Raw genomic sequence first — 22,521 nt, 5'->3', positions numbered from 1 at the left:
CGTGGCAGGCATGCCAGCTGCACTCGTCACCGGCGCGGGCCGGGGTATCGGACGCACGATCGCCGAGCATCTCGCCGGCGCAGGATGGGACGTCATCGCGGGCGTCCGCAGTCAGCGCGACGCCGATGCGGTGGTCGCCGCCAATCCGGCCCGGATCTCCTCGGTGCTCCTCGACGTCACCGACGAGGCGCACATCGCCGCGCTCGATGCGGCGCTGCCATCGCGGTTGGACGCCGTCGTCAACAACGCGGGGATCGCCGTCGCGGGCCCGATGGAAAGTGTGACGTCGGACGACTGGCGAAAGCAGTTGGATGTCAACGTGATCGGCCAGATGGCCGTCACACGCGCGGTACTGCCGAGGTTGCGGGAGTCGCATGGCCGAGTCGTGTTCATCTCGAGTGTCAACGGGCAGTTGTCGTTTCCGCTGATGGGTGCCTACTGCGCGTCGAAGTTCGCGCTGGAGGCCGCGGCGGCTGCGCTGCGGATGGAGGTGCAGCCGTTCGGCGTCGGAGTCGTGGTGATCGAGCCGGCGCAGACCGACACCGACATGTGGCACACCGCGCCGGAGATGGTCGCGCAGACCGAGGCCGCGATGACCACCGAACACCGCACGCTGTACTCACGGCACATCGCGGGCATGAAGAAGCGCATTCCGCTGTCGCAGAAGATGGCTGTCGCACCCGCCAAGGTCGCGGCGGTGGTCGAGCACGCCCTGACGACGCGGCGTCCCCGCGCCCGGTACGTCGTCGGCGTCGGGCCGAAGGTGCAGGCGGCGGTGATGACCAACCTGCCCGCCCGGGTCCGCGAGCGCGTGCTGCGCGTGGTCGGGGGCCAGCCTTAACTCGTGCAACGCCACGTCAAGACGAACCCGGCTGCGCCGACCGGGTTCTTCGCGTGCGAGGCCGCCGGTCTGACGTGGCTGGCCGGTGCGGAATCCGGTGTGCCGTGCGTGCGAGTGCTCGAGCACGACGCGACGTCGTTGACCTGCGAGCGCCTCGACGTTGTGCCACCCGACAGCGCCACTGCCCACGAGTTCGGCCGGCGGCTGGCCAGCACTCACGCTGCGGGGGCGGCGGCATTCGGTGCAGCGCCCGACGGCTGGCAGGGCCCCGGATTCTTCGGACCGCTGAGCCGTCCCCTCCCGATGGCGTTGACGGGCCATGACTCGTGGGGCGAGTTCTACGCCGACGAACGACTGGCGCCGATGGGTGAGCTCGCCGGACCGGGACTCGACTCAGCAGTCCGACGCGATCTCGACGCGGTGATGACGCGTTGCCGCCGTGGCGATTACGACGATGACGAACCGCCGGCTCGGTTGCACGGCGACCTGTGGAGCGGCAACCTGATGTGGACGCCGGGCGGCGTCGTCCTCATCGACCCCGCTGCGCACGGCGGCCACGCGGAGACCGACTTGGCGATGCTCGCGCTTTTCGGCTGTCCGTTCTACGACGATGTTCTGACGGGATATTCGAGCCGCCGACCGCTGCGGCCGGGCTGGCGGCAGCGCGTCCCACTGCATCAGCTGTACCCATTGCTGGCCCACGTCGTCCTGTTCGGGTCCAGCTATGCGTATTCGACGGCAGCGGCGATTTCCAGCGCACTCGCAATCGAATGCTAGATCTTGATCCTGCAGGTCAATGGATATCGGATGGGCCAACCAACACGGTTTTGGCAAATTCGGCACTCGTTGCCGAATCGATCAGTTGACTTATCTAGCTGCGCTCGATGAATGGGGAGCTAAATAATTTGCACCAACGTCAATCAACGTATTGCCAGCTAGCTGCATAGTTTCGCTATGCGGATATCGTCTCGTCGCCTCATGGGGATTCGCTCAGCAATGGTTAGTATTACCGCCTGCGTAAGTGTTACCGTGCTGTGACGCAGGACACTGGGACGGCGAAAGGACTGGTCACATGGCGGGCAGGCATCGGGCGAGAAGCGCGCGTCGGATGAGTGTGGCGCTGTTGAGCGCCGCCACAGCGACGGCGACGGCGTTGACCGTCGGCGTTGAGCCGCCACCGGATCCGGCGAAGCGCCAAACGGCCGAAGCGGTTGATCTGGCGGCGGCGATTCAGTTGCTGCCCGATTCCGGCCAGTTCCCGGACAACAAGAACTACCCCGACCTCACGGGTGGGCTGGGGACGGCCGTCAACAATTTCAGTCAAGCCTTCGCCGATCAGATCGCGCGGGCGATCGTCAACGGCATCAGTCTCACGGCGCTGGCTCAGGCCGCCGGGCTGGACCCCCAGAGCCTGGTCAACGGACTGCTCACCGACCTTCCGGCGGGCCTGATCTCGCCCATCCTGGCCAATCTCTCGTTGGACCTCCCTGTGCTGGGGCCTGTGCTCCAGGGTCTCGACCTCGAGTACCTGACCCAGGTCTTCGAACTGATCGGCCTGCCCGAGGTCACCGATACGACTCTTACCGGGGTGCTCGCGCTGATCGGCCTGAACCTCGCTGACCCACTCAACGTATCCGGCCTGGACGTCCCCGGCCTGAACGTGGTCACCGCAGGGCCGACGTTCGCGGTGTTGAAGATGCTCGGTATCGACCTCGGTTGGGTTCCGACGCAACCGAACTCGGTGGCGAACGAGATCAACAACAGCGAGTACCTGGAGCTCGGCGCCGACGGGGTGCTCGATCTGATCTTCGAGAAGCTGGACGAGACTGGCGCGGGCGTACTCGGCCCGATCCTGTCCACCCTGGGGTTGGGAAGCCTGACCTCGATCCTCGGGGATCTGACCGAGCTGATCAACGAGATCCGGGATCCCGTCACCGGACTCGTCCCCGACCTCCTGCACGCACGCGTCACCCCCACCGTCGGTATCGGCGTCGGCGCGTTCGCCGCGGCGATGGCCTACCAGCAGGTGATCGCCGACCTCGCCAATCAGCCAGGGGGATCCAATTACGAGCAGCTCACGGGCGAGCTCAACCCGCTGCTCGGCAGCCTGTCGATCCTGCCGATGCTACTGATCAACAATCCGGGCCGGCCGGACGGCGGCATGTTCGCCCGATTCGGGCCGCTCGCAGCGCTTCTCGGGATCGACACGGTGAATCCCCGCACCGAACTGACCGGTGACGGGGGACTACTGGGCGACAGCGACCTGCTCGGCTACCACCTGGGCGGCGCCAACGTGCTGCCGATCCTCATCGACGCGACGTACGAGTACCAGCCGTTGTCGGACTTCGCGGCCTGGCCCAACCCGGTCACGCTGGCCAACAACCTGGCGGCCGCGCTGTTGCCGACGTACATGCTGCGCGGGCTGAGCCTCGAGGGCCTCGGTGAGGAGATCACCGAGCAGACGCTGGAGGCGATCGGTAACGTCGGCGAGGGTAACCCGTTGGCGCTCAACATCTATCTGACGCTCAACTCGGCGACCCTGCCGGTGCTCGAGCCGCTGTACTTGGCGGCGGACGTGCTGAACATCGTGGGGCTCTCGCCGCTGGCGCAGATCCCGATGCGCATCGCGAACGCGCTCGCCCCGGCGCTGGGAATCCTGACCGACGTGGGCTACGGCAACGTCACCCGCAATCCGGACGGGACGTACACCCGCGACTTCACCAATGCGGGCGACGAGGTGCCGTTCCTGTCGTTCCCCAACCTCAATCCGCTGCAGGTGCTCGCCGACACCTTCACCGCACTGGTCGGCGGGATTCAGAAGGAACTCGGACCGAACCCGACTCCCGGCACCCCGAACGCTCTCAAGACCCTGCTCGACGCCATCCTCGGTGGGAACCTGGGCGGTCTGCTCGGGGCGGGCGGCACCGGCACCGGCGGTACCGGAACGGGGACAGGGGGCACGTCGACGGGCAACCCGCTCACGGACCTGCTGAACAACGTGCTCGGAAGCGGCGGACTCGGCGGACTGCTGGGCGGTCTGTTCGGTGGCGGACTGCTGGGACAGCAGTCGATCACCTCGGTCCCCGATGCGAACGCGCGAATGGTGTCGCTCGCCGCGGAAGTTCCCGCCGCGGAAGCGTCCGCCACTGAAGACCCCGCCGCCGAAGCTCCCGCCGCCGATAGCGAGAAGGACGCGCTGACAAGCGAACTCAGCGCGGAAGACGCTACCTCGGTTGACATCGACGCCGATAAGACTGCGGCGGAGAAGGAAGCGGCGGAGCAGGCCGCGGCTGATAAGGCTGCCGCGGAGAAGGCTGCGGCCGAGCAGGCTGAGGCTGATAAGGCTGCGGCGGAGAAGGCTGAGGCCGACAAGGCTGCGGCGGAGAAGGAAGCTGACGCGCCGACGGGTCCGAAGCACGCGAAGCCCGACACCGACGACGACGCCTCCCTGTCCACTGACACCGCTACGACGACGCCGAAGCACGCCAAGCCGGGAGGCCAGGTCGTTCGCGATTCGGCGAACTTCTCGCCTAAGCCCGCCGACAAGACTGAAGCCGGCGGCAGCGATAACGGCAGCGCCCCGGCCGCCGAGGCCCCCGCGAGCGAGGAATCGGATGCCGGTGCCGCAGCTGCCTAACGCGCACACCTAAAACGGTGGGATGCTGTCGCGGAGGTACTGCTCGGCCCAGGGCGTGTTGCGTTCGCGTTCGTCGTCGATGCGTTTGTCGCGGGCCTGTTTTCGGGTGATCGCGCGTGTGGGCATGGTCAGGCCCGCGGTGTGTTTCGGTGGTGGGGTCCCGCGGGTGGCGGCCGGTGCGGTGGGTTCGCAGAGTTCACCGAAGAGCAGTCGGCTGCCCGGGTAGCTGGTGGAGCTCTGTGCGTCGGGGTCGGTGAACACGATCCGCCCGTCGGGGTACTGCACGCTGGACCAGCCGGGGAAGAACGTCTTGAGCAGGTGGTGCTCGCGGCAGAACCCGGCCAGGTTCGACGCGCACGTCGGTCCCCACGGGTAGGGGATGGTGTGGTCGAGGTCGTCGATGTCGCGGGTGCAGCCGGGCTGTCGGCACCTCAGATCGCGTGCCTTGACGAAGTCGGCGAGTGCCCGGGAGGGCCGGTAGCGCGGTTCGGGTGGGGCGTGACCCGGATGGATCAGGTCCGTGACGGTGGCGTGCATCGCCAGCCGCGCGATCACCGGTGCCGGCAGCACCGGGCCGCCCAGGATCACCCCCGGTGAGGCGGGGCAGTACTGGCCGCGGTCGGCGCTGACCTCGTCGACGAGTTCAGTGATGGTGTACTCGCGCAACGGTTTGGACAGCATCCGCGGCTGCTCACCGACCAGGCCGCGGCGCTGAGCGGTCAGATCCCCGGCGGGAACGGGATTCGATCCGGATTCACCATTCGGCGAATCGGTTTCGACGTCGGGGTCGGGGTCGGGGGATGGTTCGTCGCCGTCGTCGGGAGGTTGGGGGTCGACGTCGAACCGCTCCTCCGGATGCTCCGGTGTGGTGGGCGGTTCGGGTTCGGGGTCCGGGGGTGGTTGATCGGTGGTGCCGTGGAGGGTGTCGCGGCGGGTGATGACGTGGATGACGACACCGCCGACGGCCGGCCGGCTCGCCGCGGCGCAGCCGTCGGTCTCGCACATGCAGGGCAGCCGGTCCCAGCCGAAGCCCATCGCCCCGACCGCGGCCGCGCGGCGTTGATCGGCGGTGCGGGGATCGCGGTCGCACACGGTGCGGGCCAGCAGCTCGACGCGCCGCTGGAACGCCGCCCCGTCGGTCGCCTCGACCGTGGCCTCGATGCGGGACACCCCGGTGGCCCCGTCGGTGTCCACGGTGACGCCGGTGGAACGCACGACGTCCTGCACGCGGCGCACCGCGTGCGGGTCGTGACGCAGGATCAGGGCGTCGATGTCGGCGTCGGTCTGATCCAGTGACTTCGCACCCCAGCCCCTGAGTTCGGCGGCCAGCTCGGCGTCGATCGCGGCCAGCGCGGCGGGGTCCTTGACCAGCGCGGTGCGTCGGCAGATGGTGCGCACCAGCAGGTAGGTGATCAGACCCTCGGCGAACACCGCCCCGACCTTCGGGAGTTTCTCGCGCAGGACGACCGCGTGGGTCAGCAGACTGTTGACCATGCCCGCGGTCAGGGTCTGCGCGGCGCCGATCTGGGCGCACACCGAGGCCCAGTTGTCGCAGCGCCAACGGTCGCGGTCGGCCGAGCCGGAGGCGCGGTGGGCCTGCTCGAGCAGATCGGCCATCGAGGACAGCCGCGCCGCGCACGCGGCGTTCTCCAGCATCGCCTGCGCGCGGACCCGCTGGCCGGGGGTGCGGGCGGCCGCCACGGCGGCGGTGAACTGATCGAACACGCTTTCGACGCTACCGGCGGCAACGCCCCGAGGCCACGAGTCCACCCCCACCCTGTGGATGAATCCCGGACTGTGGATAACTCAGGCCCACAACACCTTTCATGTCACACCACAGTGCTAGGCGGCTCTCGAATCAGGCGAAGGCGAGCCAGCTCGGCAGCGCGCGTTCGCGTGAGTCGCACAGCACCGCGTAGGTGTCGCAGGACCCCTTCGGCACCCCCGCGCCCGCCCACATGCCGCCGGCGTCGCGGCGCAGCACGATGGCCGACGACCCGCCGCCGTCGAGCAGCACCGCGGTGTCACTGCCCAAGCCGCGGAACAGATCCTGGATCTGATCGGGCGTGTAGCTGCCGCCCTGGAACACGTACATCTCGTCGCGGTCTCGCGCGTAGCCGATCGCGGTGCGGGCGGCGCTGGGTCCGCCGTCGTTCATCTGCGCGGTGTCGCCGGGCGCCAGCAGGTGCAGGCCGGCGACGGCGACGAAGCGCGTCCCCTTGTTCATCAGGTCCTGGATCACGGGCGACGCGGCGTCGAAGTCCCCGTCCGACTTCGGCGGCACCACGAAGGGCGCGCCGCTGACCGGAAGGATCATGGTGCTCAGCGCGGTCCACGTCTCGTTGCCGCCGGACAGCCCCTGCTTGCCCGCGTACGCGATGGTTCCGGTGACGGCGGCGTTGGCGTTGCCCTGCCCGCGCGTGGTGTCGAGGTACGCACCCAGCGGCGAACTGCAGCCCGTCGTCTTCCAGGAGCCGCCCTTCTGGCCTCGTACGTCGAAGAAGTTCGCATTGATCGCGATGGTGGGCTGGCCCAGCGCCTGCCACGCCTGAATCGGCGTGTAGGTCTCCGACGCCTGCATCAGTCCTTCGCCGGTCCGCGCCCTCGGATCACGCTCGCAGCGCGCCTGATACCCGCGATGCGAGTCGACCAGCAGGCGCGGGGTCAGCCGCTGCGAGGCGTTCTTGATGATCATCAGGTGGCCGCCGCTGGTCATCTCATAGGCGTTGCCCGCCGCGTTGACCATGGGCGCCGGATGGCTGCCGCCGAAGTTGTACACGAGGTACGACCCGCGGGTGTTGGCGATCGCGGCGGCCAGCAGATCGCGTCCGCTGGCGGCCTGAGCGGTGGGCGCACCCGATGTGATTGCCAGGACGGCGGACAGCGTCAGCGCAGTCGCGGACGCGATGATGCGCCGGATCTTTGCGGCGTGATCACGCACTGTCGCCCTTTCAGCAGTTCTCTACGAGAAGTCAACAATAATCACAGGTAACTCACTGTCAACTTTCGTCACAGTGGCATCACGATTCAGCTACGGCCCAATTGCTTTGCTGCGAAACCCGATTGCCGGACTCGGAGTCGAAGCGTCCGAACCGGGTATCAAGCCCGCATGCCATCAGTTTCGCGAACATTCGCCGTGACACCGCCGCCCGCGACGGTCATCGACTACCTCAAGGACTTCAGCAACGCCGAACAGTGGGATCCGGGCACCCAGACGTGCACCCGAAACGACGCCGGACCCGTCCACGAGGGCTCCACGTGGCACAACGTCTCGAAGATCGTCGGCGTGGAGGCCGAACTGACCTACACGCTCGAGTCCCTGAAGCCCGACCAGTTGGTGTTCGTCGGCAAGAACGAGTCGTCGACGTCCACCGACACCATCTCGGTCGAGGCGCACGACGGCGGATCAGTGATCACCTACCACGCCGATCTCGAAATGCACGGCGTGGCAAAGCTTCTGAGCCCGGCGATGAAGCTCGTCTTCGAGAAGCTCGCCAACGACACCGAGAAGCAGATGACCGAGGTCCTCAACAAGCTCTAGCCGGGTGGGGCCAGGCGGTAGATCGCTCCCGCGTAGTCGTCGGTGATGTAGACCGCGCCGTCCGGCCCCGTGACCGCCGCTACAGGCCGGCCCCAGCGCGACCCGTCCTCGCTCTGGAACCCGCCGACCAACGTCTGCTGATCGCCGAGACCGCCATCGCGCCACGGGTAGAACGACACCTCGGGCACCCGTGGCGGTTGGCGGTTCCACGAGCCGTGAACGCCGATCAACGCGCCCGCGCCATACGGCTCCGGCAAGTCGGCGAAGCTCATGCCCAGCGGTGCCGAGTGCGCTCCCATGCTCTGCTCGACCGCGGGCAGGGTCGCGCAGTCCATTGCGGCGCCGTCGGCGTTGGTGTTCATGTCGCGAATGAACGGCAGATTGGCGGGCCCGCCGTCGGGATTGCAGAAGGGCCAACCCAGTTCGCGACCGGGGGTCAGTTTCGCGATCTGCTCCGGTGGGTTCTCGTTGACGTACTCCTCGCGGACATTGCCGTCCGGATCGGGGGCGTTGTCCCGGCCGTTGTTCGCGATCCAGATCGCACCGTCGGGGGCGACGGCGAGGCCGGTGCCGTTGCGCACCCCGGTGGCGAACGGTTCAGCGGGCCCGCCACCCGGCGGGACCCGCATGATCGTCGCGCGCGGCGGCGTGGCCGTCCGGTCCTCGACTGAGATGTTGCCCGTCGAGCCGATCGAGAAGTACACGGCGCCATCGGGTCCCACCACGACGCTCTTCAGCGCGTGCGAGTACGCACCGCGCAGGTCCGGACTCTTGGCGTCCGGCAAGCCCGGCGCGACGGTCCGCGGCCGCGTCGCCACGCCGTCGGCGTAGTCGTAGGCGTCGACTTGATCGCTCTGCGCGACGTACAGCGTGGAGCCGGCGAAGGCCAGCCCGTGCGGTTGGTCGAGACCGTCGAGCAGCACCGTCTCCCCGGTACCGTCGGCACCAAACGCCACCACCTTGCCGGTGCTGGGCACCGAGATCAGGAGCCGGCCGTCGGGGGTCCACGCGGCCAGTCGCGGCTTCGTCATCCGCGCCCACACCGACAGCGTCCAGCCGTTGGGCACCAACGCCTTTCGCGGCTGGTCGAATGGCGCTTCGGCGAGGTTCGACGGCACGGTGACCGTCACCTCGGCGAGCCCGGCCGCCGGCACCGGGGCCGCCGCGGACGACGACAGCGCCGACGACGACGGCGCCGACGACGGGGCGGACGTCGGCTCCGCGGAGCACGCCGTCGCCAGCAGCAGGCCGGCGAGGCAGAGGGCGAACGACTTAGGCGGCGGTGAGCCCGGCATGCATCTCCCAGACGAGGATCTCGGACGGTTCGGTGGCGGTGACTCGCTGCCCGCCCGACGCGGTGAACCGCACCGCGTCACCCTCGAGCAGGGAACCCGCGCCTTCGAGCACGACTTCCCCGCGCGGGACGAACAGGTGCAGATACGGCGCGAGCGGCAACTCGACGCTCTGGCCCGGTTGGAGTCGGGCGCCGCGCAGCGCGGCGTAGCGGTTGTGAATGGTGATCGCCGCGTCGTTCGCGTGCTCGGGCATGCCCGACGCGATCGTGACGAGGCCACCGCGCAGCATCTCGTCGTCGATCTCGAGCTGCTGATAGCCCGGCGTCACACCGGACTCGTCGGGCACGACCCACATCTGGACGAAGTGGACCTCCTCCCGGTGCTCGGGATCGCCGGTGAGCGTCCAGGAGTCGTTCTTCTCCGAGTGCAGAATGCCGCGCCCGGCCGACATCCGTTGCGCCAGACCGGGATAGATCACGCCGGAGTGCCCCGTCGAATCCTGGTGCACCAGTGAGCCGCGGAGTACCCAGGTGACGATCTCCATGTCGCGGTGCGGGTGGGTGTCGAATCCCTGGCCGGGCCGCACGCGATCGTCGTTGTTCACCAGCAGCAGGCCGTGGTTGGTGTTGGCCGGATCGTAGTGCGATCCGAAGGAGAACGAGTGCTTGGAGTCGAGCCAGGAGATCTTCGTGGCCGCGCGATCGGAAGCACGCCGGATGTCGACGGTTTCGGCAGTGGTCATGGTGAGCTCTCCTCGGGACTCGTCGCCAGCCTAGGTGGCGGGCACTGGACACGACAACATAGATGATGTGTCATGTATTCCGTGTGGTTGACCGAAGACGAGCAACGGGTGTGGCGCGACCACCTGACGATGACGAACAGGCTGCAGGCGGAGATGAACCGCCAGCTACAGCGCGACTGCGGTTTGTCGCTGGCCGACTACGACGTTCTTGTGGCGGTCGACGAGCAGCCGGGCTGCCGGATCAGCGTGCTCGGCGATCGGCTGGGCTGGGAACAGAGCCGCGTCTCCCACCAGCTGCGCCGGATGTCCGACCGCGGCCTCGTCGAGCGCACCGGCGCGAAGGACGACCGGCGCGCTGCCACCGTGGCGCTCACCCGCACGGGGCGCAACGCGCTGCGCACCGCCGCTCCCGGCCACGCCGAGCTGGTGCGCGAAGTCGTGTTCGCCGACCTGCGCCCGGCCGACCTGCGTGCCGTCGGGCGCTGGACTGCGGGGGTGCTGCAGGCACTTAGTCGGCGACCGTGACGCCTCATGCCGTCGAATGGCCAGTTGCGTCACGGACGCGGCCGGATTCCGTCGCGCAAGTGGCCACTCACCCTGTGCACAACTTGGGCACGCGCAACCGGATCGGTCGCAGGCTTGCTCTCGTGACGATCCCGGCGACACCGTTCCTCGGTACCGAAGCGCTCGACGTGAGCGTGCGGTCGCTGCGTCGCGACTACGAGCGCGTCTACCGCGACGTCTATGTGCGGAAGGGTGCCGAGATGACGGCCGCAGATCGGGCCGTCGCGGCGTGGCTGTGGTCGGGACGGACGTCGACGATGGCGGGACTTTCGGCCGCGGCGCTGCACGGATCGAAATGGGTGGACCCGACGCAGCCCGCCGAAATGTTCCGTCGCAACGGAAAGCCGGCCAAAGGGATAGTGATTCACCGCGACGAGCTGCCGGACGACGAGCGCCGACGCATCAGCAGGATATGGGTCTCAACGCCCGCCAGGACCGCGTTCGACCTCGGGCGCCGCACCGGACGCACGCTGGCGGTGCTCCGGGTGGATGCGCTGGCCAATGCGACGGGCCTGCGCCCGGATGCGGTGGAGGCGTTGATCGAGCGGCACCCCGGTGTGCGCGGCCTGGTACAGCTGCGCGACGTCGTCGCCGTGATGGACGGCGGGGCCGAGTCGCCGCAGGAGACCAGGACGCGACTGGTGCTGATCGACGCGGGACTCCCGCGCCCGCAGACGCAGATCAGAGTCGGCAGGTGGCGCGTCGACATGGGCTACGAGCAGTTCAAGGTAGGTGTCGAATACGACGGTGAGCAGCACTGGACGAATGCCGAACAGCACCAGGGTGACATCGATCGCCTAGCGGGACTGCTGGCCAGAGGGTGGCTGATCATTCGGGTAAGCGCGACGATGCTGCGCGCTCACCGTGACGTGATCGTACGGCGAACCTGCCAAGCTCTCCGCCAAGCCGGTGCCGAATGGCCCGTTATCGCACGACTTCTCGGTGATGCCGTTACTTAAGTGGCCACTCGCGGCAGACCGAACTTCTCGAACAGCGTGCCGTCGGCGTGGAACGCCACCACGTGGGCGATCCCGTCGGCGCGCGTCGCCAGCACGTGCAGCTGGAACTCCTCGTGCCTGCCGGTCTCGCGGTTGAGCATGTACAGCGCGGCGGCCGGTTGCCCGTTGGCGATGACGGGGGTGAACCGCATGTCGCCGGGCCCCTCGGCGGGGCAGTGCTTCTTGGACAGGGCGACGATGTTCTCCGGGCCCTGATACCAGCCGTCAAACGGCGGCATCTCGAACACCGCGTCCGCGGTGAACAGTTCGACGAGCTTCGCCATGTCGTACGTCTCGAACGCGTCGATGTACTTGGCCAGCAGCTCCTGCGCCTCCGGCGACTCCGGTGCGTCCACCGTGTCGTCCTGGCTGGGCTGCACGGCGTCGAGTTGCGCCCTGGCGCGCTGCAGCAGGCTGTTCACGGCGGCCGTCGACGCCCCGATGGCCGTACCGACCTCGGCGGCCTTCCACTGCAGCACCTCGCGGAGCACCAGCACCGCGCGTTGCCTCGGCGACAGGTGCTGCAGGGCCGCTACGAACGCCAGCCGCACCGACTCGCGGGACTCCGCGATCACCGACGGGTCGGACGGATCCTCATGTGGCGCATCGGGCAGCGGCTCGAGCCAGGTGATCTCGCGGTGCTCGGTGATGTCGCCGTTGGGATCCGAGGCGGGCGCCCCGAGGCCGGCGGGCAACGGCCGTCGCTTGCGCCCGTCGAGCGAGGTCAGGGACGTGTTCGTCGCGATGCGGTAGAGCCAGGTGCGGATCGACGACTTGCCCTCGAAATTGTCGTAGGCCTTCCACGCCCGAAGGTAGGTCTCCTGCACCAGGTCCTCGGCGTCGTGCAGGGAACCGGTCATCCGGTAGCAGTGCGCCAGGAGCTCGCGCCGGTACCGCTGGGCATCGGCGAGGAAGTCGTCCTTCGACACCGGGCGGACTGGATCTGCGACATCTTCAGCGAGCACGCTCACCCGGCCGAGCCTACCTATGACCTCCGACACAGAACGTGCCTGAACACCATCAGCTCCGCCCGCTAGGGTCGCTGCGTGGCCACAACCCGAAGCGAACGCAGTTTCGACGGTGTCGGCGGCACCAAGATCGTGTACGACGTGTGGACGCCCGGCACGAGCTCATCGGGTCCCACCGGCTTAGTCATCCTCTGTCACGGCTACGCCGAGCACGCCCGTCGCTACGACCACGTCGCTCAGCGCTTCGGCGAGGCCGGGCTCATCACCTACGCGCTGGATCTACGCGGCCACGGCCGGTCGGATGGCAAGCGCGTCTACCTGAGGAACATCTCGGAGTACACCGCCGACTTCCACCACCTCGTCGGTATCGCCACCGCCGCGCACCCCGACCTGAAGCGCATAGTGCTGGGTCACAGCATGGGCGGCGGAGTCGTGTTCACCTACGGTGTCGAACACGCGGGCGACTACGCGCTGATGGTGCTGTCCGGGCCCGCTGTCTACGCGCAGGACGCGGTGTCGCCGGTGATGATCGGCGTCGCGAAGGTCGTCGGCTCGATCCTGCCGGGGCTGCCCGTCGAACAGCTGCCCCCGGAGGCGGTGTCACGCGACCCCGAGGTGGTGGCCGCTTACATCGCCGACCCGCTGGTGCACAAGGGAAAGCTGCCCGCCGGAGTCGCGAAGGCGCTGATCCGCGTCGGGGAGACCATGCCGCAGCGCGCCTCCGCGATCACCGCTCCGCTGCTCGTCGTGCACGGCGGCAAGGACAGCCTGATTCCGGTGGCCGGCTCGGAGCGACTCGTCGAATGCGTCGGCTCTACGGACGTGAAGCTGAAGGTCTATCCCGAGCTGTTCCACGAGGTGTTCAACGAGCCGGAGCGCGCCGTGGTCCTCGACGACGTCGTGTCGTGGATCGAGGTGCACCTGTGAGCGCGTTCGCGCGGCTGTGCGCGGCGTCGGCGGCGACGGTGCTGGTGCTCGCCGGCTGCTCGTCGGGTGACTCCGCGGCACCGGCCCCGGAACAGAAGGGCTGGAATGACGAGAACGTCACCTTCGTCGCCGACGGCCTGACCATCCACGGCAGCTACCGGCACGATGCGGCAGCTCCGAAAGGCCCTGCGGCGCTGCTGATCTCGGAGAGCGGCAACACCGACCGCAACGGTGACAACGCGGTCGCCGGGCCGGTCGGGAACATGCGGCAGTTGGCCGACTACCTGTCGGGCAAGAACATCGCGAGCCTGCGCTACGACAAGGTCGGCACCGGCGCGACGGGCATCGGCCCGTACGCCGCGAACCCCGCCTCGGTGGGCAGCTCCGTCTACACGACGGGCGCGAAGGCGGCCATCCGCTTCCTCGCCGAGCAGCCGGGCAGTGCAGCAGAGGCGCTCTCGGTGTTCGCGCTCGGCGAGGGCACCGTGCACGCGATGCAACTCGCCGCGGACACGGGCGGCCCGCGCATTCAGGCGCTGGGCCTGCTGCAGCCGCTGTCCGGCCGGTACCTCGACATGATCACCAACCGGGTGAACACGAGCGTGGCCGCAGACGTGAAGTCGGGTGCGAAGACGCAGGCTCAGGCCGACGAGGTCATCGCCGCCTGGGACAAGGCCGTCGACGAGGCACGGACGAAGGGCACGGTGCCCGCGCAGCTGCCCGAAGGGCTCAGCGCAGTGCTCAATCCGACGAACGTGAAGGCGGTCGTCGAGGCCGACGCCGTCGACCCGATCGCGCTGGCGAAGCGGATCCCGGCGGGGACGCCGGTGCTGTTGTCATGTTCGGACGTCGATTCGCAGGCGTTCTGCGACGCCGAGAAGCCGCTCATCGAGGCGCTCGGGCAGACGGCGCTGACCGTGGTGGAACTCAAGGGCGTCAACCACGTGCTGCGTGACGATCCGACCGACAACGTCGCGAACTACGCCAAGCAGGATCCGATCTCGCCGCAGCTGACCGCCGCGCTGGACGTGTTCGTCGCGAAGCTGACGGCCAAGGGCGGTTAATCTGGGGATGAACGCCCGGCTGTGGATAGCCGGGCGTGAAAGTCAGTGCGGCGACTTAGTTTCGGGGTCATGACAGAAGACAAGATGCTGGCGCGGATCTCCGCCCTGCTGCGCAAGGCGGAGAGCACCGACAACTCGCACGAGGCCGAGGCGTACATGGCGGCGGCCCAGCGCCTGGCGACCACCACGTCGATCGACCTCGCGATGGCCCGCGCGCACGCCGCGACGCGCAGCAAGGCACAGGAGCCCACGCAGCGCACGATCACGATCGGCGCCGCGGGGTCGAAGGGGCTGCGCACGTACGTTCAGCTGTTCGTGGTGATCGCGGCGGCCAACGACGTGAAGTGCGACGTCGCCTCCAATTCGACGTTCGTCTACGCCTACGGGTTCGCCGAGGACATCGACGCCACGCACGCGCTCTACGCGGGCCTCGTCGGGCAGATGGTGAAGGCCTCCAAGGCCTACCTCGACACCGGCGACCACAAGCCGACGCCGACCATCACCGCGCGGCTGAACTTCCAGCTGGCGTTCGGCGCGCGCGTGGGCCAGCGGCTCGCCGAGGCGCGCGAGGAGGCGCGGCAGCAGGCCACCGCTCAGGCCGTCGACGTCCCCGGCACGGCACTCGTGTTGCGCAACAAGGAGCTCGAGCTGAAGAGCTACTACCGGCAGGCGTCACGGGCCCGCGGCACGTGGCGGGCCAGCAGTGCCAGCGCGGGGTACTCGTCGGCGGCGCGGCGCGCCGGTGACCGCGCGGGGCGGCGCGCCCGGCTGGGGCCGTCCCCGGAACTGGCAGGGCCCGGCAAGGCCGTGGAGCACTAGAGCGGAGTGGCTCGCGACGCGCAACGCGCGAAGGTCTACGCCGCCGAACACTTCGTCCAGACGGTGTTCGACCGCGCCGCAGCGCGCGGCAACCGCGTCGTCGAGTTCTTCGGCACCGAGGTCACGCTACCGCCCGAGGGCAGGTTCGCATCGGTCGAGTCGGTGCAGCGCTACGTCGACGACGTGCTCGCCCTGCCCGCGGTGCGCGACGCGTGGCCGAGCGCCGGGCCCGTCGCCGTCCGGCCCCGGCGCGGGGTGGCGGCGGCTCATTACGAGAGCTCCGGCGAGGCTGCGGTCATCGCCGTGCCGGAGCGTGGAACCACCTGGGCACTAAGGGAACTCGTCGTGCTGCACGAGCTGGTCCACCACCTGGCGTTCACGGACCCACCGCACGGCCCGGAGTTCGTCGCCGCCATGTGCGACCTCGCGGCGATCGTCATGGGCGCCGAGCTGGGCTACGTGCTGAGGAGGGTCTACGCGCAGGAGGGCGTGCGGTGAGCGGCGCATAATCGAGCCATGACCGAACCGGACCCGCGCGCCCTCGACGAGCTGTTCACCCGGCTGCTGCACACCGAGGACGACGTGCTGGCGGCGACGCGCGAGGCGGCCGACGCGGCGGGGATGCCGCGCATCGAGGTGTCGGCACAGCACGCGAAGCTGCTGTCGCTGCTCGCGACGGCCACCGGTGCGGCCAGCGTGCTCGAGATCGGCACCCTGGCCGGTTACAGCACCATCGCCCTCGCTCGCGGTGTCGGCCCCGCCGGGCGCGTCGTCACGCTCGAGTACGACGCCGCCCACGCGGACGTGGCGACCTCGAATCTGGACCGAGCGGGCGTGCTCGACCGCGTCGAGATCATCGTCGGCGCCGCCCTCGACTCGTTGCCGAGGCTCGCGGCCCGCGAGAACTCGTTCGACTTCTTCTTCATCGACGCCGACAAGGAGAACAACTCGGCCTACGTCGACTGGGCCGTGCGGCTCGCCACCCCGGGCGCGCTGATCGTCGTCGACAACATCGCCAGGATGGGGCGGGTGCTCGATCCGGCGCCCGACGACCTGCAGGCGCGCGCGGTGCACGACATGTTCGTGATGATGGGCGGACATCCCCGGCTCGACACCGCGGCGATACAGACGGTCGGCACCAAGGGCTGGGACGGCTTCGCGGTGGCGCGCGTGCTGCCCGATGAGTGAGCGACTACGCGGCGGCGGCAGCGCCGTCGTGGAGGTCGACCGCCATCCGATGGGCCAAGGTGATCAGCCAGGCGCCCGGCGAGTACACCTCGGGGTCGTAGGTGTGCGCCGTCTCCCAGACTTCGAGGTAGACGCGCTCCAGCACCGATTCACGCAGGTCGGGGTCGGCGATGCGGGTCCCGAGGACTCCGAACACCCGTGACGCGGTCCGGTCGTAGAACTTCAACATGGCGTCGGGATCGCGACGCGAGATGCGCTCGAGCAGCGCGGCGAGATGCTCACTCACGTGCGGGCTGTACCCCGGCTCACACCTCGCCAAACCACGAAGTTTGACGGCGGCGGGTAATGGGCACGGTCGCGGGATGACAGTCGTGTCTCGACGAATCGCCGCCCCGTCCGACGAGGTGTGGCGGATTCTCGTCGACCTCGACTACTGGCCCCGCTGGGGACCGACGGTCAGCCGCGCGGAAATCGACGGCGACCTGCTCACGCTCGGGACGACGGGTCGGGTGTGGACGCCGGTCGGGATACCGCTGCCGTTCACGATCACCGAGTTCGTGCCAGGGGTCCGCTGGGCGTGGCGCGTCGCGGGGGTCGACGCCACCAAGCACGGCGTCGACCCCGACGGCGACGGTTGCCGCGTCTGGATGAGCGCGCCGTGGTGGGCGCCCGCCTACCTGCCGGTGCTGGCGATCGCGCTGCGGCGCATCGATCAGCTGGCGTCCAACCCCGACGCGTAGCTCTCCTTCACCACCTCCAAGTGCGTCCAACTCTCCAGCGCCCGCACCCCCGGAAGTGAGCGCACGGTGTCCAGCAGTTCGACCAACTGGGCCGACGAGAACGCGCGGATCGTGACGAGCACGTCGAACCGGCCGAGCGTGCGGGCGACGAAGATGACCGCCGACATCGCTGTCAGCGCAGCCACCACGTCGTGGTGCTCGCCGGCCAACCGGATGCCGAAGCCCATGGCGCTTTGCCGATCCTGGCCGGAGTGCCGGACCACCGCGCCGATCCGAACCACCCTGGCCTCGATCAACCGCACCACTCGGCGGCGCGCCCCGGCCGCCGACAACCCCACCGCCGCGGCCAAGTCGACGTATGACGCGCGGCCGTCGTTCTGCAACTCGACGAGCAGTGCGCGATCGGTCGCGTCGACGCTCGTCTCGACCTCGCCGACCGGACCGACGACGTCGCGCATAACCTCGACGTAGGACAGCGTGTCGACCCCGGAGACCCCCGGCAGCGATCGCAGCTGGGCGACGGCGGTGTCGATACCGCGCGGTGACGACGCCCGGATCTCGGCGACCAGCCCGTAGGAACCGCTCGTCAGCGACAGGAACGGGATGTCCTCGCGCCGTGCCAGCTCGTCCGCGACAGGGGTCGCCGCTCCGTGCACGGTGACGCTGACGTGGGCCAGCGCGCCGCGCCCCAGCACGGCGGGATGGACGACGCCGCGGATCACCACCTGGCCACTGGTGATGAGCCGCTGCACGCGCGCGGCCGCGGCCGACCGCGACAACCCGACGGTGCGGGCGATCTCCCGGTGCGTCAGGCGGCCGTCGACCTCCAACAGCTCGACGATCCCCTCATCGGTCTCATCCATCGCAGTTCAGCCCGTCTAACGGAAATTCGTTCGAAGATTTTTCGCACTGTGCGTCTTGGCATATCGGGAGCAACTAGCACAGCTGAATCCGATTATGACGCGATCGACCCGCCACTGACGGCACATCGTGATCCGAAACGTCGTGTTAACGAACGAACTGCTTGCGGCGCACACCGGCCGGTCATAACGTGACCCGCACCACACGACCGACAGGACTCCCCATGGCTCAGGCGAAGGTCACCGACATCGAAGTGCACGGTGTCGAACAGATCCCCGATGCCGAGCGGACCGCGAGTCCACTGGACCTGTTCCGGCTCGTCTTCGGCGGCGCAAACACCATCGCGACCGTGGTGCTCGGGAGTTTTCCGATCATCTTCGGGCTGTCCTTCCGCGACGCTCTGCTGGCGACCCTGCTCGGCCTGATCGTCGGCGCGGCGATCCTGGCTCCGATGTCACTGTTCGGTCCGCGCAACGGCACCAACAACGCGGTGTCGTCGTCGGCGCACCTCGGCGTGCACGGCCGCGTCGTCGGATCGTTCCTGTCGCTGCTGACCGCGATCGCGTTCTTCTCCATCTCGGTGTGGTCGTCGGGCGACGTGCTCGTCGGCGGCGCGAACCGCGCGATCGGTCTGCCCCAGAGTGACGTGGCGGTCGGCGTGGCCTACGGGATCTTCGCGCTGCTGGTCCTGGTGGTCTGCATCTACGGCTTCCGATTCATGTTGCTGGTCAACAAGATCGCCGTCATCGCCGCCACTCTGCTGTTCGTGCTGGGCGTCTTCGCCTTCAGCGGCACCTTCGATCCGGGTTACGCGGGCATCTACGGCCCCGGCGCCGACGCCGAAACCAACGCGCTGTACTGGCCGTCCTTCGTCGGCGCGGTGCTGATCGTCATGTCGAACCCGGTGAGCTTCGGTGCGTTCCTAGGGGATTGGGCGCGCTACATCCCGCGTGACACCCCGGCGTGGAAGTCGATGTCGGCCGCGTTCGCAGCCCAGCTCGCCACCCTGGTCCCGTTCCTTTTCGGTCTGGTCACCGCCGCTGTCGTCGCGACGAACGCGCCGGACTTCATCGCCGAGGGCAATTACGTCGGCGGTCTGCTCGAGGTGTCGCCCACCTGGTACTTCGTGCCGGTCTGCCTGATCGCGCTCATCGGCGGCATGTCGACGGGAACCACTGCGCTGTACGGCACCGGCCTCGACTTCTCCAGCGTGTTCCCACGCTTCAGCAGGGTGCAGGCGACCGTCTTCATCGGCGTCATCGCGATCGCGTTCATCTTCGTCGGGCGCTTCGCCTTCAACGTGGTGCAGAGCATTTCGACCTTCGCCGTCCTCATCGTGACGTGTACGGCGCCGTGGATGGTCGTGATGATGATCGGCTGGGCGGTCCGGCGCGGCTGGTACGACTCCGACTCGCTGCAGGTGTTCAACCGCAGGCAGCGCGGCGGACGGTACTGGTTCAACCACGGCTGGAACTGGCGCGGTCTCGGCGCGTGGCTGGTGTCCGCGGCACTGTCGATCTGCTTCGTCAACGTGCCCGACCAGTTCGTCGGTCCGCTGGGTGATCTCGCGAACGGGATCGACCTGTCCATCCCGGTGGGCCTCGGCGTCGCGGCCGTCCTCTACCCGGTGCTGCTGTTCCTGTTCCCCGAACCGGCCGACGCGTTCGGTCCTGACGGCCCGCGCTTCGCCCCGGCGGGCCCAGCAGCGGGCACCCCGATCACGTCGGTGGACGACGTTGTAGCACAGGAGGTTTCATGACCCAGCGAGAAGCGGAGCGGGATCGCGCATCGGGCCAGCCGCTCGGCCCGATCGACGCGTCGAAGACCCCGAGATTCGCGGGGCCGGCGACGTACGCCCGGCTGCCACGACTCGACCAGGTGCCCCGCGCCGACGTGGCGGTCGTGGGCGTGCCCTTCGACTCCGGGGTGTCCTACCGGCCGGGTGCGCGCTTCGGTCCGACGTACGTCCGGGAGGCGTCGCGGCTGCTACGGCCCTACCACCCCGCGCTCGACGTGTCGCCGTTCGAGGTCGCGCAGGTGGTCGACGCCGGTGACATCGCGGTGAACCCGTTCAACATCAACGAGGCCATCGAGACCATCGAGGGTGCCGCTCGCGAACTGACCACCGAAGGAACGCGATTGGTGACCATCGGCGGCGACCACACCATCGCGCTGCCGCTGTTGCGTGCTGCCGCGGCGGTGCACGGGCCGGTCGCCCTGGTGCACTTCGACGCTCACCTCGACACCTGGGACACCTACTTCGGCGCGGAGTACACCCACGGCACGCCGTTCCGCCGCGCTGTCGAGGAGGGCATTCTCGACACCGAGGCGCTCTCCCACGTCGGCACCCGCGGCCCGCTGTACGGCAAGAAGGATCTCGAGGACGACAGGCGCTTCGGCTTCGGGATCGTCACCTCGTCCGACGTCTACTACCAGGGCGTACGCGAGGTCGTCGACAAACTGCGCGACCGACTCGGCAACCGGCCGGTGTACGTGTCGATCGACATCGACGTGCTGGACCCCGCGCATGCGCCCGGCACCGGAACGCCGGAGGCGGGCGGCATGACGAGCCGCGAACTGCTGGAGATCCTGCGGGGATTCCGCGGGCTGAACCTGATCGGAGCCGACGTCGTCGAGGTCGCACCCGCCTACGACCACGCCGAGATCACCGGCGTCGCCGCGGCACACGTCGCCTACGACCTGGTGTCGCTGTTGGCGATGCGCTGTGAATCATGACCCGCAACGGAGGCGACGTCGTCGTTGAAACGCTGGCGGCTCTCGGGGTGTCCCACGTATTCGGCATTCCCGGCCAGCACGCGTTGGGTCTGTTCGACGCGATCCGGCGCAGCGATCTGCAGTTCGTCAGCTCCCGGGTGGAGAACAACTCGGCGTTCGGTGCCGACGGATATGCCAGGGCCACAGGCGAAGTCGGCGTCCTGTTCCTGTCGACGGGGCCCGGCGCGTTGACGGCGCTGGGTGCGCTGCAGGAGGCGTACGCGACCGGCGTACCGCTGCTGGTGATCACCAGCCAGGTGCCGCGCTCCGGACTGGGCCTGCGCCGCGGCATGCTGCACCAACTCGACGATCAGCAGCGCAGCGCCACCAACGTCACCAAGAGCACCGCGGTGGTGCGGCGCGCCGCGCAGATCCCGAGCCTGCTGGCCGACGCGTGGGCGCTGGCCCAGTCGGCGCCGGCTGGGCCGACGTGGGTGGAGATCCCGCAGGACGTGCTGCTGGAGATCACCGATGTTCCCGTTGTGACGTCCGTCGTCGCGAGTGTCGCCGCGCGCCCGCCTCGCCCCGAACTGGTCGACGCAGCCGCCGCACTGCTCGGTGCGGCCGAGCGCCCGGTGATCCTGGCCGGCGGGGGAGTTCGTCGGTCGGCCGGCGGACCCGAGGCTCTGGTCACCCTCGCCGAAAAGCTCGATGCGCCAGTGGTGTCGACCGTCGGCGGCAAGGGCGCGATCTCCTTCGGCCATCCCCTGTCGGCGGCGTCGTGGATCGAGGACCGGCACACGACGGCCCTGCTGGAGGACGCCGACGTGCTGCTGGCGGTCGGTACCGCGATGGGCGAGGTGACCAGCAACTACTTCACGCTCGCACCCAAGGGCCGGCTGATCCACATCGACGCCGAACCCCGCGTGCTCGAGGCCAACCACCCCGGTCTCGGCATCCACGCCGACGCGGCCCCGGCTCTGACCGCCATCGCGTCGGCGGTGTCGCAGCGGTCGGGTAACGGCGCCGCAGTCGCGAGCGGACTGCGCCGCGCGGTGGAGGACAGGCTGGCGTCGCAGGACCTCGGGATCGAACTCGCTTTGATGCGAGACCTCCGCGAGGCGGTTCCCGCAGCGGCACAGACGTTCTGGGACATGACGATCGCCGCGTACTGGGCGTGGTCGGCGTGGGATCCCCGCGAGGGCGGGTTCCACTCGGCGCAGGGCTCGGGCGGCCTGGGGTTCGGCTTCCCCGCGGCGATCGCCGCCGCCATCGGATCCGGTGAGCGCACCCTGGCGGTGTCGGGGGACGGCGGGGCCATGTACTCGATCGCGGAGTTGGCCACCGCGCGGCAGCACGACGCCGACGTGACGTGGCTGATCGTCGACGACGGCGGCTACGGGATTCTGCGCGAGTACATGACCGACGCGTTCGGCCAGGCGACGGCGACCGAGCTGGCTCGGCCCGACTTCATCGCACTGGCAGGAAGTTTCGGGGTGGCCGCCCACCTGGCGACGCTCGACAGCGTCGGCGAGATCGTCGCCGACACGTTCACCACCAGGGGCCCGGCCGTCGTCGTACTCCCGGCTCTTCTCAAGATGTTCGCACTCACCTAGGAGTC

22 protein-coding genes are annotated in these 22,521 nt (G+C 68.8%); 15 read left to right on the top strand and 7 right to left on the bottom strand.

Going from position 1 to position 22,521, the window contains the following annotated elements; all coding sequences use genetic code 11:
• Positions 1-10 precede the first annotated feature (10 nt).
• From NM203_RS09580 to NM203_RS09570, 3 genes are all read left to right on the top strand, one after another.
• Positions 11-841 carry an SDR family NAD(P)-dependent oxidoreductase gene (locus tag NM203_RS09580; protein ID WP_255059612.1) on the top strand — a complete coding sequence of 277 codons (831 nt, stop codon included), beginning with the start codon at positions 11-13 and terminating at the stop codon, positions 839-841.
• 3 nt (positions 842-844) lie between these two features.
• Positions 845-1,618: a fructosamine kinase family protein gene (locus NM203_RS09575; RefSeq protein ID WP_255059611.1), complete on the top strand. Its 774-nt coding sequence runs from the start codon at positions 845-847 to the stop codon at positions 1,616-1,618.
• Positions 1,619-1,964: 346 nt separating this feature from the next.
• Positions 1,965-4,478, top strand: a complete 2,514-nt coding sequence (locus NM203_RS09570) for a hypothetical protein (protein ID WP_255059610.1) — start codon at positions 1,965-1,967, stop codon at positions 4,476-4,478.
• Between the two features lie 9 nt (positions 4,479-4,487).
• Here NM203_RS09570 and NM203_RS09565 read toward each other — a convergent pair whose 3' ends face one another.
• On the bottom strand, positions 4,488-6,203 hold the full coding sequence (locus NM203_RS09565) for an HNH endonuclease signature motif containing protein (RefSeq protein WP_255059609.1): 1,716 nt from the start codon (positions 6,201-6,203) through the stop codon (positions 4,488-4,490).
• Positions 6,204-6,336: 133 nt separating this feature from the next.
• The gene (locus NM203_RS09560) at positions 6,337-7,419 is read right to left on the bottom strand and encodes a phosphodiester glycosidase family protein (RefSeq protein ID WP_255059608.1); all 1,083 of its coding nucleotides are present in this window, start codon (positions 7,417-7,419) and stop codon (positions 6,337-6,339) included.
• 168 nt (positions 7,420-7,587) lie between these two features.
• On the opposite strand from NM203_RS09560, the gene NM203_RS09555 reads away from it, so the two are divergent.
• The gene (locus tag NM203_RS09555; protein WP_255059607.1) at positions 7,588-8,019 is read left to right on the top strand and encodes an SRPBCC family protein; all 432 of its coding nucleotides are present in this window, start codon (positions 7,588-7,590) and stop codon (positions 8,017-8,019) included.
• Here NM203_RS09555 and NM203_RS09550 read toward each other — a convergent pair.
• Together NM203_RS09550 and NM203_RS09545 are read right to left on the bottom strand one after the other, a co-directional pair.
• Complete coding sequence (locus tag NM203_RS09550; protein WP_255059606.1) at positions 8,016-9,314, bottom strand: PQQ-dependent sugar dehydrogenase; 1,299 nt, start codon at positions 9,312-9,314, stop codon at positions 8,016-8,018. The genes NM203_RS09555 and NM203_RS09550 overlap by 4 nt on opposite strands.
• A complete protein-coding gene (locus NM203_RS09545) occupies positions 9,292-10,056 on the bottom strand; it encodes a pirin family protein (RefSeq protein WP_255059605.1) in 765 nt (254 codons plus the stop codon). The genes NM203_RS09550 and NM203_RS09545 overlap by 23 nt, the downstream gene beginning before the upstream one ends.
• A 72-nt stretch (positions 10,057-10,128) precedes the next feature.
• On the opposite strand from NM203_RS09545, the gene NM203_RS09540 reads away from it, so the two are divergent.
• Complete coding sequence (locus NM203_RS09540) at positions 10,129-10,581, top strand: MarR family winged helix-turn-helix transcriptional regulator (protein ID WP_255059604.1); 453 nt, start codon at positions 10,129-10,131, stop codon at positions 10,579-10,581.
• 122 nt (positions 10,582-10,703) lie between these two features.
• On the top strand, positions 10,704-11,579 hold the full coding sequence (locus NM203_RS09535; RefSeq protein ID WP_308212819.1) for a DUF559 domain-containing protein: 876 nt from the start codon (positions 10,704-10,706) through the stop codon (positions 11,577-11,579).
• Here the strand turns inward: NM203_RS09535 and NM203_RS09530 are convergent.
• On the bottom strand, positions 11,576-12,619 hold the full coding sequence (locus NM203_RS09530; protein WP_255059602.1) for a sigma-70 family RNA polymerase sigma factor: 1,044 nt from the start codon (positions 12,617-12,619) through the stop codon (positions 11,576-11,578). The genes NM203_RS09535 and NM203_RS09530 overlap by 4 nt on opposite strands.
• A gap of 45 nt (positions 12,620-12,664) precedes the next feature.
• Here NM203_RS09530 and NM203_RS09525 point away from each other — a divergent pair, with 45 nt between their 5' ends.
• The 5 genes from NM203_RS09525 to NM203_RS09505 all read left to right on the top strand — a co-directional run bounded on the left by NM203_RS09525 (position 12,665) and on the right by NM203_RS09505 (position 16,584).
• Positions 12,665-13,513, top strand: a complete 849-nt coding sequence (locus NM203_RS09525) for an alpha/beta hydrolase (protein WP_255059601.1) — start codon at positions 12,665-12,667, stop codon at positions 13,511-13,513.
• Positions 13,510-14,577: an alpha/beta hydrolase family protein gene (locus tag NM203_RS09520; RefSeq protein ID WP_255059600.1), complete on the top strand. Its 1,068-nt coding sequence runs from the start codon at positions 13,510-13,512 to the stop codon at positions 14,575-14,577. Before NM203_RS09525 ends, NM203_RS09520 begins: the two co-directional genes overlap by 4 nt.
• A 69-nt stretch (positions 14,578-14,646) precedes the next feature.
• Positions 14,647-15,396, top strand: coding sequence for a DUF2786 domain-containing protein (locus NM203_RS09515; protein WP_255059599.1), 750 nt, complete (start codon positions 14,647-14,649; stop codon positions 15,394-15,396).
• Between the two features lie 6 nt (positions 15,397-15,402).
• Complete coding sequence (locus NM203_RS09510; protein ID WP_255059598.1) at positions 15,403-15,894, top strand: TIGR04338 family metallohydrolase; 492 nt, start codon at positions 15,403-15,405, stop codon at positions 15,892-15,894.
• A gap of 18 nt (positions 15,895-15,912) precedes the next feature.
• Positions 15,913-16,584 carry an O-methyltransferase gene (locus tag NM203_RS09505; RefSeq protein WP_255059597.1) on the top strand — a complete coding sequence of 224 codons (672 nt, stop codon included), beginning with the start codon at positions 15,913-15,915 and terminating at the stop codon, positions 16,582-16,584.
• A 4-nt stretch (positions 16,585-16,588) separates the two neighbouring features.
• Here NM203_RS09505 and NM203_RS09500 read toward each other — a convergent pair whose 3' ends face one another.
• A complete protein-coding gene (locus NM203_RS09500; protein WP_255059596.1) occupies positions 16,589-16,870 on the bottom strand; it encodes a sigma factor in 282 nt (93 codons plus the stop codon).
• A gap of 76 nt (positions 16,871-16,946) precedes the next feature.
• Here NM203_RS09500 and NM203_RS09495 point away from each other — a divergent pair, with 76 nt between their 5' ends.
• Positions 16,947-17,324 carry an SRPBCC family protein gene (locus NM203_RS09495; protein WP_255059595.1) on the top strand — a complete coding sequence of 126 codons (378 nt, stop codon included), beginning with the start codon at positions 16,947-16,949 and terminating at the stop codon, positions 17,322-17,324.
• On the opposite strand, the gene NM203_RS09490 is transcribed toward NM203_RS09495, so the two are convergent.
• Positions 17,297-18,187, bottom strand: coding sequence for an Lrp/AsnC family transcriptional regulator (locus tag NM203_RS09490; RefSeq protein ID WP_255059594.1), 891 nt, complete (start codon positions 18,185-18,187; stop codon positions 17,297-17,299). The genes NM203_RS09495 and NM203_RS09490 overlap by 28 nt on opposite strands.
• Positions 18,188-18,408: 221 nt before the next feature.
• Between NM203_RS09490 and NM203_RS09485 the strand changes: the two genes are divergently transcribed.
• Genes NM203_RS09485 through NM203_RS09475 form a run of 3 tightly spaced genes read left to right on the top strand, consistent with a single transcriptional unit; the run spans position 18,409 to position 22,516 of the window.
• Positions 18,409-19,944: a purine-cytosine permease family protein gene (locus NM203_RS09485; RefSeq protein WP_255059593.1), complete on the top strand. Its 1,536-nt coding sequence runs from the start codon at positions 18,409-18,411 to the stop codon at positions 19,942-19,944.
• Positions 19,941-20,921 (top strand): agmatinase, encoded by a 981-nt coding sequence (gene speB / locus NM203_RS09480; protein ID WP_255059592.1) that lies wholly within the window; start codon positions 19,941-19,943, stop codon positions 20,919-20,921. The genes NM203_RS09485 and speB overlap by 4 nt, the downstream gene beginning before the upstream one ends.
• Entirely contained in the window at positions 20,918-22,516 is a 1,599-nt protein-coding gene (locus NM203_RS09475) for a thiamine pyrophosphate-binding protein (RefSeq protein WP_255059591.1), read from the top strand. Before speB ends, NM203_RS09475 begins: the two co-directional genes overlap by 4 nt.
• Positions 22,517-22,521 lie beyond the last annotated feature (5 nt).

The organism is Mycolicibacterium arenosum (assembly GCF_024320865.1).
GTDB lineage: Bacteria > Actinomycetota > Actinomycetes > Mycobacteriales > Mycobacteriaceae > Mycobacterium > Mycobacterium arenosum.
Note: the sequence above shows the minus strand (reverse complement) of the source record. Positions and strands in the feature narration are given on the sequence as shown.